General features: G+C 48.9%; 13 protein-coding genes. 11 read left to right on the plus strand and 2 right to left on the minus strand.

Annotated features, from left to right (window positions below; translation table 11 throughout):
- Positions 1-2: 2 nt before the first annotated feature.
- The gene (locus BQ7480_RS11320) at positions 3-776 is read right to left on the minus strand and encodes an arginase family protein (RefSeq protein WP_072542942.1); all 774 of its coding nucleotides are present in this window, start codon (positions 774-776) and stop codon (positions 3-5) included.
- Between the two features lie 205 nt (positions 777-981).
- On the opposite strand from BQ7480_RS11320, the gene BQ7480_RS11325 reads away from it, so the two are divergent.
- Positions 982-2022 (plus strand): DUF4468 domain-containing protein, encoded by a 1041-nt coding sequence (locus tag BQ7480_RS11325; RefSeq protein WP_072542943.1) that lies wholly within the window; start codon positions 982-984, stop codon positions 2020-2022.
- Between the two features lie 140 nt (positions 2023-2162).
- On the opposite strand, the gene BQ7480_RS11330 is transcribed toward BQ7480_RS11325, so the two are convergent.
- Complete coding sequence (locus BQ7480_RS11330) at positions 2163-4457, minus strand: bifunctional dihydroorotate dehydrogenase B NAD binding subunit/NADPH-dependent glutamate synthase (RefSeq protein ID WP_072542944.1); 2295 nt, start codon at positions 4455-4457, stop codon at positions 2163-2165.
- Positions 4458-4797: 340 nt separating this feature from the next.
- Between BQ7480_RS11330 and BQ7480_RS11335 the strand changes: the two genes are divergently transcribed.
- The 10 genes from BQ7480_RS11335 (at position 4798) to BQ7480_RS11375 (ending at position 13255) form a co-directional block, all read left to right on the plus strand.
- A complete protein-coding gene (locus BQ7480_RS11335; protein ID WP_072542945.1) occupies positions 4798-5076 on the plus strand; it encodes a tetratricopeptide repeat protein in 279 nt (92 codons plus the stop codon).
- 11 nt (positions 5077-5087) lie between these two features.
- The gene (locus BQ7480_RS11340; protein WP_022354230.1) at positions 5088-5318 is read left to right on the plus strand and encodes a 4Fe-4S binding protein; all 231 of its coding nucleotides are present in this window, start codon (positions 5088-5090) and stop codon (positions 5316-5318) included.
- Positions 5319-5348: 30 nt separating this feature from the next.
- On the plus strand, positions 5349-6428 hold the full coding sequence (locus tag BQ7480_RS11345; RefSeq protein ID WP_072542946.1) for a 3-methyl-2-oxobutanoate dehydrogenase subunit VorB: 1080 nt from the start codon (positions 5349-5351) through the stop codon (positions 6426-6428).
- A 45-nt stretch (positions 6429-6473) separates the two neighbouring features.
- A complete protein-coding gene (locus BQ7480_RS18305; RefSeq protein WP_262483167.1) occupies positions 6474-6602 on the plus strand; it encodes a hypothetical protein in 129 nt (42 codons plus the stop codon).
- A 21-nt stretch (positions 6603-6623) separates the two neighbouring features.
- Positions 6624-7397: a thiamine pyrophosphate-dependent enzyme gene (locus BQ7480_RS11350; RefSeq protein WP_072542947.1), complete on the plus strand. Its 774-nt coding sequence runs from the start codon at positions 6624-6626 to the stop codon at positions 7395-7397.
- Positions 7398-7411: 14 nt separating this feature from the next.
- Positions 7412-7954 (plus strand): 2-oxoacid:acceptor oxidoreductase family protein, encoded by a 543-nt coding sequence (locus BQ7480_RS11355; protein ID WP_072542948.1) that lies wholly within the window; start codon positions 7412-7414, stop codon positions 7952-7954.
- A 211-nt stretch (positions 7955-8165) separates the two neighbouring features.
- Positions 8166-10253, plus strand: coding sequence for a putative porin (locus BQ7480_RS11360; RefSeq protein WP_072542949.1), 2088 nt, complete (start codon positions 8166-8168; stop codon positions 10251-10253).
- 5 nt (positions 10254-10258) lie between these two features.
- Positions 10259-11077, plus strand: coding sequence for a transporter substrate-binding domain-containing protein (locus tag BQ7480_RS11365; protein ID WP_072544004.1), 819 nt, complete (start codon positions 10259-10261; stop codon positions 11075-11077).
- A gap of 12 nt (positions 11078-11089) precedes the next feature.
- A complete protein-coding gene (locus BQ7480_RS11370; protein ID WP_072542950.1) occupies positions 11090-12079 on the plus strand; it encodes a Gfo/Idh/MocA family protein in 990 nt (329 codons plus the stop codon).
- A gap of 30 nt (positions 12080-12109) precedes the next feature.
- Positions 12110-13255, plus strand: a complete 1146-nt coding sequence (locus BQ7480_RS11375; RefSeq protein ID WP_072542951.1) for a DUF4421 domain-containing protein — start codon at positions 12110-12112, stop codon at positions 13253-13255.
- The last annotated feature ends 25 nt before the right edge of the window (positions 13256-13280 follow it).

A 13280-nucleotide genomic window follows, 5' to 3' on the forward strand; every position in this document is an offset into this window, starting at 1 on the left:
TTTCATTTCTCCGGTTGGTTCCGCCGAAAAAAATCCAACAATTCCTGATTGGCCCGGCTATCAAGAGCAACTTCTTGCTTCTCTTTGAAAATATCCAAGGTGGTAGGACACTCTCCACAGATATCAACACCTATCACCTGCTCCTGATGAAGCACCACCGACAGCAGCTGCTCCAGTTCCGGCAGCGACAGCTCCCCCTGATCCCAGTTGGTCGCAGCAGAATGTGCATCCAACACATCCTTATCAATTGACAAGTACACCGGCCCCTCCACATGTTGTGCAGAGAACCGTTTCCAAGCCTCTTCATGCGAAAGTTCCTTCTCGCCATAAAAAATCACCCGCTCCCGATAAGCCTCCGGAATAACCTCCTTCAATTTTTCCGACACCCCTGCCAGAATCACATTCCGTAAGTAAGGATTGGTATCCATCACATCCTTCACCCATCCTCCACAAGAGATTACACCTTCAAACAGCGGAGGCTGCATGTCAGGATGATGGTCAAACACCACCAATGAGAAAGGCTGCCGAATCTTGTCGGTCCAGAACTTTGTCAAATAATGATAGTTGCCGGAATCAATAAAATGAATGGCTTTGACGGGATAATCGGCTATCAATTGCTTCAAAGTGTCGGCCCCTTCTTTGTCACAATAACATTCCATACCCTTCAGATGCGTGCAATCCACCCACGTGTAATTCCTTTCATGGGAAAAACGTTCCCAGTCGTACACACCCGTGAAATTCATAATCACCACTCTTCCGTCGTTTGCTGTATTCATATCACTCAAAATCTTTTTATCCTGACAAATTCCACAAATATCATACCTAGCGCACAAATGACAGAATGACAGCCGTTCACAAAAAAAATGATAAGAAATCCTATTCTAGTCTTTAAGAGAAAAAAAATGGCTATCTTTACAAACAATATGGCAGGCATTACCATATTCAGCCAACGAAATTAAACTGTAAACTAGTATACGAATCATGAAAAAACTGTTATTCATTCTATTGACCTGTCTGCCCTTGCTCGGCATGGCCAAGGATAAAAAAGAAAACTCCGACCCAAAGTATCTGGCGGGAGCCATTACCCTGGAAGAGGGAAAAGTGACTTTCACTCATGAAATCAAGGCTCCTTCTCTCTCCAAAGAACAACTGTACCAGCAAATGCTTGACTGGGCCAACAACCGCTTCAAACCCGATGGAAAGCTGCAGAGCCGGGTGGTTTATACGAGTGAAGAAGAAGGTGACATTGCCGCTTCGGCTGAGGAATACATTGTGTTCTCCTCCTCCGCCCTTTCACTGGACCGCACCCGTATCTATTATCAGTACCTTATCCATGTGACCGACGGCGTATGCCAGATGACCATGACCCGCATCCGCTACTGGTATGACGAAAACCGTGACGGAGGACAGAAATACACAGCCGAAGAATGGATTACCGATGACATGGCACTGAACAAGAAGAAAACGAAACTTGCCCCCATCTGTGGAAAATTCCGCCGCGAGACCATCGACCTGAAAGACCAGCTTTTCCAATCGGCTACCGATGCACTGGGACAAAAAGTACTGGCTAACGAGGCAACTCCTGCCACAACCGTACCTGCCACCCCACTGGCTCCGGCACTGACCGGCGAACTGAAAGATGTGGATGTGACAAAACTTACTGACAATTGGAACAGCCAGCTGCAGAACGGACGCATTACCCTGACGGCCAATGAGGAAGAAATCGAAATCAAACCGGAAAACTGGGGAGGCTTCGGAAAAATGTTCAACAAGAACGTGGCCTACCTGCTGATTGCACAAGACCGCATCGCCCTCAGCGCCCTGATGGAACAGTGCACGGAATATAAGATTACCTTCTACGCACAGGGAAGCACCCAACCGGCTGCAGTGATTGAGTGCAAGAAGTCCATGAGCCAGAAAATGACGGCTGACGACCTGAAATCACTTAATATCCAAGCAGATAGCAGCAAATCATACACCATGTACACTGGTGAAATCACACGTACGCTGCTCCGCCAGTAACCCCATAAAAAAACGTCCTTACGTTTTACTCAAAACACAAGGACATTTTATCTAAAACGCAAGGACGTTTTAAAGAAAACGCAAGGACATTTTTTTTCAAACGTCCTTGCGTTTTTTTTATGCTATTTCCCCGCAAAGGTTCATGGTTTCTGAAGCTGGCGGTTCATGGCTGCTGCCGCACGACGTCCGTCGCCCATAGCCAGAATCACGGTAGCTCCACCGCGTACGATATCCCCTCCGGCATAGATGGTCGGGATGGACGACTGCATGTCCTCGTTCACTGCGATGGTACCCTTACGTCCCAGTTCCAAGCCCGGAATGGAATGAGGTACAATCGGATTCGGCGAAACTCCCACACTGACGATGGCCATGTCAATGTCCAATGTCACCGTAGCCCCCGGGATGGGTACCGGACTGCGACGACCAGAGGCGTCGGGCTCGCCCAACTCCATTTTCTGCAACACCACTTGTTTCACCCGACCCTTCTCGTCGGCAATGTATTCAATCGGATTGTGCAGGGTCAGGAATTCCACACCTTCCTCCTTGGCATGTTTCACTTCCTCCAGACGGGCCGGCATTTCTGCTTCCGAACGACGGTAAATAATCATCGCCTTCTCCGCTCCCAGACGGCGGGCCGTACGCACAGAATCCATAGCCGTATTTCCACCTCCAATCACAGCTACCCGCTTACCGAAGGTCACCGGAGTGTCGGCGTCCTCACTGGCCGCATCCATCAGATTCACACGGGTCAGGTATTCGTTGGACGACATGATGTTGATGGAATTCTCGCCCGGAATGTTCATGAAATTAGGCAATCCGGCACCCGAAGCTACAAAGATTCCCTTGTAACCTTCGTTCTCCAAATCGTCCACACTGAGGGTCTTCCCGATGATGCAGTCCTTCACAAAAGTGACACCCATCTTCGACAGGTTATCGATTTCCACGTCCACAATCTTGTTGGGCAGACGGAACTCCGGAATACCATATTTCAACACACCGCCAATTTCGTGCAGGGCCTCGAACACGGTCACGTCGTACCCCATCTTGGCCATGTCGCCCGCAAACGACAATCCCGCGGGTCCCGAACCGACCACCGCCACCTTGATACCATTCTTGGCCGCAATTTCCGGGACCGAAACCTGTCCGCTTTCCCGCTCGTAATCGGCTGCAAAACGTTCCAAGTAACCGATGGCCACTGCTTCGTGCCCCATCTTCAAGTGGATACACTTCGACTCACACTGCTTTTCCTGCGGGCAGACACGTCCGCACACAGCCGGAAGTGCACTGGTTTTCTTCAACGTACGCGCCGCCTCCAAAAATTCTCCACGCTCAATGTTCTTGATGAAGCCCGGAATATCAATACCCACCGGACAACCTTCCATACAGGAAGGATTGGCACAGTCCAGACATCGCTTGGCCTCCGTCAGCGCCTGTTCTTCGTTCAGCCCCAAGTTCACTTCCTCCTTGCGGCTGTGTGAACGGTATTCCGGGTCCAGTTCGTTCATCTTCACCCGCGGAATCAGGGTACGTTCTTTCGGCTTCATCCGCTTGCGCAACGCTTCGCGCCACTCCGCATTCCGGCCCGAAGCACTCTGTTCCGCTTCACATACTGCAGGATGCTCGTCCAGCTTATGGATTTCCTCCCGTTCGATGTCCTTGAAAGCACCCATACGCTTGAGCATCTCGTCAAAGTCCACCTGATGGCCGTCAAATTCCGGACCATCCACACACACGAACTTCGTCTTTCCTCCCACGGTGATACGGCAGGCACCACACATACCCGTTCCATCCACCATGATGGTGTTCAGAGACACATCGGTCGGGATGTCGTATTTCTTCGTCAGCAGGCAGACAAACTTCATCATAATGGCCGGACCGATGGCAAAGCATTTGTCCACCTTCTCGCGCTTGATGACCGCTTCCACTCCTTCCGTCACCAGTCCTTTCTGTCCGTAAGAACCGTCGTCGGTCATGATAATCACTTCGTCGGAGCTTTCCCGCATTTCCTTTTCCAGGATAATCAGTTCCTTGGTACGTCCGGCCAATACGGTAATCACCCGGTTGCCGGCAGCTTTCAATGCCTGTACGATGGGGAGCATCGGAGCCACTCCCACTCCTCCTCCGGCACAGACCACCGTACCGAAATTCTCAATATGAGTAGCTTTTCCCAACGGACCAACCACATCCGTAATATAGTCGCCTACATTCAGTTCGCATAAACGGGTGGACGAAAGCCCTACCTCCTGTACCACCAGTGTGATGGTTCCTTTCACCGGGTCGGCCGCAGCAATGGTCAGCGGCATGCGTTCTCCCTTTTCCCCTACACGGACAATCACAAAATGCCCGGCCTTGCGCGATTTCGCAATCAAGGGAGCCTCAATGACCAGCTTAAAAACTTTTTCGGAAAAATGTTCCTTCTGAAGAATTCTGTTCATGATTTTATCTGATAAAGTTAATTATTAGTTGTTTCTTTATGAATAAATTGCCACAAAGTTAAAAGAAATAACGACACTTTCAAAGATTTTTCAACCTTTCAGGAAGATTCTGACAAGAAGTCAAAAGAAAAGCCTCATCGGCTTCCGCCTTGCAAATGGTTGATTATGCATCTTTTTCAGATGAAACAAAAACAAGTAACATATATACATTTGATTATCAGTTAAATGCAATTACTCAAAAAAATTTTTTTCAGAAAAAAATGCTATTTATTCCGCAAAAATGACGCTTATACCAAATTAAAGACTATCTTTGTGAGGTTACAATATGATATAAAAGCTCATGAATGAACGACTGAATCACATCAGACAACTGATAAATGAAGGAAATGTAGACACCGCTATATCCTGCCTGAATGATTTACTCCTCACGGCTTCTTCCCCCCTTCCGGAAGCTTATTATCTTCTGGGAAACGCCTTTCGGAAAAAAGGCGACTGGCAAGGTGCGTTGAACAATTATCAGGAAGCAATCTCTTTGGACCCGGAGAGTCCGGCATCCGAAGCCAGAGCAATGATGATGGATATACTTAACTTTTATAACAAAGATATGTTTAATCAATAAGATATAAAACTATGGCTAAAATGAAAGGTGTGGTTGTAGTAAATACAGAACGATGCAAAGGATGCAACCTGTGCGTGGTAGCTTGCCCGTTGCACGTGCTGTCACTCACCCCAAAAGTAAATCAAAAAGGATATAATTTTGTACAGCAGGTAGTGGAAGATACCTGCAACGGATGCTCTTCGTGCGCCATTGTGTGCCCGGACGGATGTCTCACCGTATACAGAGCAAAATGTGAAGAATAAAAAATGCCCAACAAGCAAAAATTAAGAATTATGGCAGAAGAAGTTGTTCTTATGAAAGGTAACGAAGCTATAGCCCATGCCGCCATCCGTTTCGGCGTGGATGGTTACTTCGGTTACCCTATCACTCCCCAATCTGAAGTATTGGAAACGCTTGCCGAACAGAAACCTTGGGAAACCACCGGAATGGTAGTGCTTCAGGCCGAAAGTGAGGTAGCGGCAATTAATATGGTGTATGGAGGCGCCGGTAGCGGAAAAATGGTCATGACATCCTCATCCAGCCCTGGTGTCAGTCTGAAGCAGGAGGGCATCTCCTACATTGCAGGAGCCGAACTGCCTTGTCTGGTGGTGAACGTCATGCGAGGCGGTCCGGGCTTGGGTACCATCCAGCCGAGTCAGGCCGATTATTTCCAGACCACCAAAGGTGGCGGACACGGTGACTATCACCTCATCGCACTGGCTCCGGCTTCCGTACAGGAAATGGCCGACTTTGTAGGTCTGGCTTTCGACCTGGCATTCAAATACCGCAACCCGGCCATGATTCTGGCCGACGGCGTCATCGGTCAGATGATGGAAAAAGTGGTGCTTCCGGAATTCCGCCCCCGACGGACAGAAGAGGAAATCCTGGCACAATGTCCATGGGCTACCACCGGCTGCAAAGGACGCAAGCCAAACATCATCACTTCGCTGGAACTTGACCCGGCGGTAATGGAACAGCGTAACCTGCACCTGCAGGCCAAATACGCGGAAATCGAAGAAAAAGAAACGCGCTATGAAGAGCTGGACGCAGAAGATGCGGAATACCTGATTGTAGCCTTCGGTTCGTGTGCCCGTATCGCCCAGAAAGCCATGGAACATGCCCGCGAAGAGGGAATCAAGGTCGGTCTGTTCCGCCCGATTACCCTGTGGCCTTTCCCCAGCAAGGCTTTGAAAGAAAGAGCCAAACAAGTGAAAGGTATCCTGACCGTGGAACTGAACAGCGGACAGATGATTGAAGACGTCCGTCTGGCCGTAGAATGCAAAGTACCGGTAGAGCACTTCGGACGCTTGGGCGGTATCGTTCCCGATCCGGATGAAGTAATCGAAGCCATTAAAGAAAAACTGATCAAATAAGTTATGGATACCGACAGAATAAGAGCCGTCTTAAACGTGTTGTTTATGATCGGTGCACTGATTTCCGTAATTCTCTACTTCACTTTGGGCGACGACAAGACCGTATTCTTCTACGTGTGCGGTGCCTCTCTTTTCCTGAAGATGATGGAGTTCGTGTTCCGTTTCTTTCTATGATAAACTACAGGAGAACCAATTATGACAAAAGAAGATATAATCAAACCTGAAAATCTGGTTTATCAGAAGCCTCGATTGCTGAACGATAACCCGATGCACTACTGTCCGGGATGCAGCCACGGAGTAGTCCACAAACTGATTGCCGAAGTCATCGACGAAATGGGTATGGCCGAGAAAGCCGTCGGAGTAAGTCCGGTGGGATGCGCCGTATTCATGTATAACTACCTGGACATCGACTGCCAGGAAGCCGCACACGGACGTGCGCCTGCCTTGGCCACCGCCATCAAACGCCTCTGGCCCGACCGCTTGGTATTCACTTACCAAGGCGACGGTGACTTGGCCTGCATTGGTACGGCAGAAACCATCCACGCATTGAACCGTGGCGAACACATTACGATTATTTTCATCAACAACGCCATCTACGGTATGACCGGTGGACAGATGGCCCCGACCACACTGGTGGGAATGAAGACCTCCACCTGCCCTTACGGACGTGTGCCGGAAATCCACGGCTACCCGCTGAAGATGACGGAAATTGCCGCTACCCTGCAAGGAACGGCCTACGTCACCCGCCAGTCCGTACAGTCAGTGGCTGCCATCCGCAAGGCAAAGAAAGCCATCCGCAAAGCCTTTGAATGCTCCATGCAGAAAAAAGGCTCCAGCCTGGTAGAAATTGTGTCTACCTGCAACTCCGGATGGAAAATGTCACCCGAAGCCGCCAACAAATGGATGGAAGAGAACATGTTCCCGTTCTACCCGCTGGGCGACCTGAAAGATACTACAGATATTAAATAATCATTCGCATACCTATGAAAGAAGAAATTATCATCGCAGGATTTGGAGGACAAGGGGTACTTTCCATGGGAAAAATCCTGGCATACTCCGGGTTGATGGAAAACAAGGAAGTGACTTGGATGCCTGCCTACGGTCCCGAACAGCGTGGAGGTACGGCCAACGTCACCGTCATCGTCAGCGACGAACGTATCTCTTCCCCGATTCTCAGCAAATACGATACAGCCATCATTCTGAACCAGCCTTCGCTTGCCAAGTTTGAGAGCAAGGTAAAACCGGGCGGCGTACTGATTTATGACGGCTACGGCATCATCAATCCCCCGACCCGCAAGGACATCCATGTGTACCGCATCGATGCCATGGACGAGGCAAACGAACGGAAAATGGCCAAGACCTTCAACATGATTGTGCTGGGTGGCCTGCTCAAGATACGCCCTATCGTATCCATTGACAGTGTAATAAAGGCACTTCGCAAGACGCTGCCCGAACGTCACCATCATTTGATTCCGATGAACGAAGAGGCCATCAAAATCGGCATGGAAATCATCAAGGAAGTCTGATTTCCCTCGGAAACCGATATATCTCTGAAACCAAAAGGCTGCAAAGAAATTTACCTGTAGAATTTCCTTGCAGCCTTTTGGTTTCCTTGCAGCCTTTTGGTTTCCTTGCAGCCTTTTGGTTTCCTTGCACCTTCAGAATCCACCCGACTCACCTACTTTTTGAAAGATACAACCGTCCGTTTTCGCTTTTTTATTGTATCTTTGTCCCATTATGAAGAAAATACTTTTTACAGCCATACTCCTGTTTCTGTGCGGCACATTGTTCGCTCAGAACACCATTTCACAATACGGACAAGGAATGTCTGCCACGGGAATGGACAACAACAGGTATGACCGGAATGGAAACCCGATAGATACAACCTCCGTCATCGACGCCAATACGGTACCGGTAGGATTGAATGCCTGGAAAATTGACACACGCTTCGGCGAAATGACTCCAGTTCCAGTAGATACACTGCAACACGGATTCCAGAACTCCAACGACACGGGAGGACCTACCGGACACTACACTTATCTGGGTAACCTGGGTTCTCCACGTATCTCGCACGTGTTTTTTGAACGGAAAGAAAGCAGCCAGTTTTTCTTCACTGATCCGTACGATTTCACCGTAAGGAAGCCAAACGACGTGATTTATACCAACACCAAATCCCCATTCACCAATCTGACCTATTTCAAACAAGGCGACGGTCGCTATGGAGAAGAACGTTTCAAGGCGTATTTTGCCGTCAATGTCAACAAACGGATGGGATTCGGCTTCGACATCGACTATACCTACGGACGTGGTAAATATGCCAGCCAATCGACTGCCCTGTTCAACGGCAACCTTTTCGCCTATTATCACGGCGACAAATACGACATGCACTTCAGTTTCATCAATGACAACCTGAAAGTGGCTGAAAACGGAGGTATCACAGATGACCGTTACATCACCAACCCGCTGGAGATGGCAGAAGGAAACCGTACGTATGAAACTTACTCCATCCCGACCAACCTGTCGGACATCTGGAACCATAACACGGGATATCACGCCTTTCTGACCCATCGCTACAACTTAGGGTTCTATCGTGACGTAACCACGGAAAATGATACCATCACCAAAACAGAGTTTGTTCCGGTGACCAGCTTCATCCATACCGTCAATGTGGATATCAACCGAAGAAAATACATTTCTTACAATACCACTCAGAACGAGGCGTATTTCGAGCACAACTATCTGGGAAAGGATTCGCTGGATGTCACCAAGAACTTCTCCATCAAGAACACCGTGGGTATCGCCCTTCGGGAAGGATTCAACAAGTGGGCCAAGGCCGGACTGACGGTGTTTGCCAGCTTCGAACACCGTAACTTCACCTTGACGGATACTATTACGGGAACAGCGGGCCGGCGTATTCCTACCAGCCACAAGGAAAACGTGCTCTCCATCGGAGGCCAGCTCATCAAGTCACAGGGAAAGACACTCCACTATAATGTGCTGGGCGAAATCGCCATGATTGGCGAGGATGCCGGACAGTTCAGCGTGGAGGGACAAGGCGACCTGAATTTCCGCCTGTTCAATGATACGGTACGCTTGGAGGCCAATGCCTACATCAAGAACCTGAATCCGACTTTCTACTATCGTCATTTCCATTCCAAACACTATTGGTGGGACAATGACCTGAGCAAAATCATGCGCACCCGCATTGAAGGCAAACTCAGTATCGACCGCTGGCGGACCCAGCTGAAAGCCGGAGTGGAAAACATCACTAATTATACTTATCTGGACAACACATCGGTGAAATACACCAACTCCAATGAGGTGACCAGTTATAAGAACAACATGGGCGTAAGCCAATATTCCGGAAGCATCCAGGTGTTCAGCGCCACCTTGCGGCAGGATTTCAAGCTGGGTATTCTCCATCTGGACAATGAAATTACCTACCAGAAAACCAGCAACGAAACCGTACTGCCTTTACCGGAGCTCGTGCTTTACCATGACCTGTACCTCCAGTTCGGACTGGCCAAGAACGTACTTCAGATTGAAATGGGAGCAGACATGCGCTACTTCACACAATACTATGCTCCCGACTATGCACCGGCTATCGGACAGTTCTACCTACAGAACCCGGATACACGCTACAAGGTGGGAGGCTATCCGCTTATCAACGGATACATCAACCTGCACCTGAAGCGTACGCGTATCTTCGTGCAAATGTACAATCTGCTGCAACGCACCGGCGAGAAGAGTTATTTCCTCGCCCCTCACTATCCGCTCAACCCTCGTATCCTGAAGGTGGGCATTTCATGGAACTTCTTTGATTAATGCCCATGAAGAGAAGCAAACTTGTTTACCTGTCTGTCGGAGTCGTCATCTTGCTGGTCCTGATCCGTCTCTGTTCGCACCACGAACCTCATCCGGAGTTCACTCCCCGTGATTATCCCGACATTCTCCGTTCGGGCGTTCTACGTGCGGTAACAGAGTATAACTCCATCAGCTACCATGCCGACCAGGACAGTATTTCCGGCTTCGACTACGAACTTTTAAATGCCTTTGCACAAGCCAAGCATCTCCGGTTGGAAATTACTCCCGAAATGAGTTTTGAAGAACGCCTGAAAGACCTCACCGAAGGGAAATATGACCTGATAGCTACAGGAACCGTCGTCACCACCCGTTCGAAAGATACCTTGCTCTTCACCCACCCCCTGCTGCTGAGCAAACAAATCTTGGTACAACGCAAACAAGAGAAAGGGAAAGACAGCCTGTACATCCACAACCAACTGGAACTGGGTGAAAAAACGCTTCATGTAGTCAAAGGTTCTCCGGTTTTGTTGCGTCTTCACAACCTCATCAATGAAATAGCCGATACCATCTATATACAGGAAATCGACCAATACGGCCCCGAACAGCTCATGGCGATGGTTTCAGGAGGAGACATCGATTATGCCGTGTGCGATGAGAATATCGCCAAGGCCAACATTGAGCTGTATCCTAATCTGGATATTGACACCGATATCAGCTTCACTCAGTTTTATGCCTGGGGAGTGCCCAAACACGCCCCTGTACTGCTCGACAGTCTGAACGTATGGCTCGACCAGTATATGAAAAGTGAAGACTACCGGAAACTATACAAAAAGTATTTTCATTAAAAACACTCATCTATGATCAAACTGGATAAAGTAAACTGGGGATTCATCGGATGCGGTGAAGTCACCGAAAAGAAAAGCGGCCCGGCCTTCAACATGATTGAAGGTTCCAAAGTGGTAGCAGTCATGAGCCGTGAAGAAGAGAAAGTGAAATCCTACGCCATACGCCACCAGATTCCCCGGTGGTACACCGATGCGCAAGAACTGATTGGAGATGAAGATGTGAATGCCATCTACATTGCCACACCTCCCTCTTCGCACGCCACTTTTGCCATCATGGCCATGAAAGCCGGAAAACCGGTCTACATCGAGAAACCGATGGCCGCCAGTTACGAAGACTGTGCCCGCATCAACCGTATCTCCAAGGAAACAGGTGTGCCTTGTTTCGTAGCCTACTACCGCCGCTACCTGCCTTATTTCCAGAAAGTACGGCAACTGGTCGATGAAGGAGAAATCGGTAACGTCATCAACGTACAGATTCGTTTTGCACAACCGCCTCGGGCACTGGATTACAACAGCAAGAACCTGCCATGGCGTGTGCAGCCCGATATTGCCGGCGGAGGGTACTTCTACGACCTGGCTCCCCATCAGCTGGATTTGCTGCAAGACATGTTCGGCTGCATCCTCGAAGCAGAAGGCTACAAGAGCAACCGCGGCGGACTGTATGAGGCGGAAGACACCATCAGTGCCTGTTTCAAGTTCGATTCCGGTCTGCCCGGTTCCGGTTCCTGGTGCTTCGTGGCACACGAGTCGGCCAAAGAAGACCGCATCGAAATTATCGGAGATAAAGGCATGATTTGTTTCTCTGTCTTCACCTACGACCCGATAGCCTTGCACACCGAACGTGGACGCGAAGAGATACTTCCTCCCAATCCTCCTCACGTACAGCTTCCACTGATTAAAGCTGTAGTGGAACATCTGCAAGGCAAAGCCGTCTGCACCTGCGATGGAATCAGTGCCACCCCCACCAACTGGGTCATGGACCGCATTCTGAACAAACTGTAAAAACAAACTTATAGAGTGAAACAACTCTCCTTGTTGACCATACTGCTTGTTTTTCTTCTCTACCCGTCCCATCTTACGGGCCAAGTAGAGAAGCAAGACAGTGTGGGTATAACCGAACCTACTCCAATATCTGCACCACGACTTTCATTGAGCAGCTTGACCGACGGTATTGTACGTACCATCAAACTGACCGGACAAGAAATCAAAAAAGCCGGCATTAAACTGAATACGGTAGATACCACCTACATTTCTCCCAACAAATATAATCTGGCCTTCATGCTGGAACAAAGTTCCTGGTATGAACATTACCGCTTGGGAAGCAACGATGGACAAAGCTTGAGTTTTGCTCCTCACATCAACACCAAACTGGGGGTCTATTTCGGATGGAGATGGATTTTTCTGGGAGTCTCCTTCGACATCAAAGACCTCTTGGGGAAAGGAAAGAACAAGGCTCCCCGAAAGGAGTTTGTATTCAATCTGTATAGTGCCAAATTCGGAGTAGACATTTACTACCGGAAAACAGGCAGTGATTTCAAAATTTCTTCGTACGAAAATTTCAGTCTGAGCAAGGACTATACAAACACGCAGTTCAACGGCTTCCAAAGCAACATCAAAGGACTGAATGCCTACTGGATTTTCAATCACAAACATTTTTCCTATCCGGCAGCCTACAGCCAGTCAACCAACCAACGCAAAAGCTGTGGCTCTCTGCTGGCCGGATTCTCTTACTCACAGCATAACATTTCTTTCGACTATACCCAGCTTCCCGACGAGATGCAGCAACAACTCAGCTCTTCCCTGCAATTCCACAGCCTGCGTTACACTGACTACAATCTTAGTGTGGGATATGGTTACAACTGGGTCTTTGCCAAGAACTGCCTGCTGAATGTGTCTCTGCTCCCGGCCGTAGCTTACAAGAAGTCACGTATCAACGACCAGCCCACCCAGAGCGGTACCAGCTGGGCACAATGGATTAGAGACATTAACTTCGACCTGATTACCCGTGCCGGCATCACGTGGAACAACAGCAAATATTATGTAGGAGCTTCACTCGTACTCCACACCTATGATTACCGGAAACCCACCTTTTCCATGACCAATTCCTTTGGCAGCCTGCGTATCTACATGGGATTCAATTTCTGGAAAAAGAAAGAATATCGCGACAAAAAAGAATAAAAAAAGGAGCTGCCCCAGTGAATAA

This window comes from Bacteroides mediterraneensis, from assembly GCF_900128455.1.
Classification (GTDB): domain Bacteria; phylum Bacteroidota; class Bacteroidia; order Bacteroidales; family Bacteroidaceae; genus Phocaeicola; species Phocaeicola mediterraneensis.

What these genes read in the sequence shown, in the direction of transcription:
- BQ7480_RS11320 (WP_072542942.1), bottom strand. Translation starts at nt 776, where the DNA reads ATGAATACAGCAAACGACGGAAGAGTGGTGATTATGAATTTCACGGGT.
- BQ7480_RS11325 (WP_072542943.1), top strand. Translation starts at nt 982, where the DNA reads ATGAAAAAACTGTTATTCATTCTATTGACCTGTCTGCCCTTGCTCGGC.
- BQ7480_RS11330 (WP_072542944.1), bottom strand. Translation starts at nt 4,457, where the DNA reads ATGAACAGAATTCTTCAGAAGGAACATTTTTCCGAAAAAGTTTTTAAG.
- BQ7480_RS11335 (WP_072542945.1), top strand. Translation starts at nt 4,798, where the DNA reads ATGAATGAACGACTGAATCACATCAGACAACTGATAAATGAAGGAAAT.
- BQ7480_RS11340 (WP_022354230.1), top strand. Translation starts at nt 5,088, where the DNA reads ATGGCTAAAATGAAAGGTGTGGTTGTAGTAAATACAGAACGATGCAAA.
- BQ7480_RS11345 (WP_072542946.1), top strand. Translation starts at nt 5,349, where the DNA reads ATGGCAGAAGAAGTTGTTCTTATGAAAGGTAACGAAGCTATAGCCCAT.
- BQ7480_RS18305 (WP_262483167.1), top strand. Translation starts at nt 6,474, where the DNA reads ATGATCGGTGCACTGATTTCCGTAATTCTCTACTTCACTTTGGGCGAC.
- BQ7480_RS11350 (WP_072542947.1), top strand. Translation starts at nt 6,624, where the DNA reads ATGACAAAAGAAGATATAATCAAACCTGAAAATCTGGTTTATCAGAAG.
- BQ7480_RS11355 (WP_072542948.1), top strand. Translation starts at nt 7,412, where the DNA reads ATGAAAGAAGAAATTATCATCGCAGGATTTGGAGGACAAGGGGTACTT.
- BQ7480_RS11360 (WP_072542949.1), top strand. Translation starts at nt 8,166, where the DNA reads ATGAAGAAAATACTTTTTACAGCCATACTCCTGTTTCTGTGCGGCACA.
- BQ7480_RS11365 (WP_072544004.1), top strand. Translation starts at nt 10,259, where the DNA reads ATGAAGAGAAGCAAACTTGTTTACCTGTCTGTCGGAGTCGTCATCTTG.
- BQ7480_RS11370 (WP_072542950.1), top strand. Translation starts at nt 11,090, where the DNA reads ATGATCAAACTGGATAAAGTAAACTGGGGATTCATCGGATGCGGTGAA.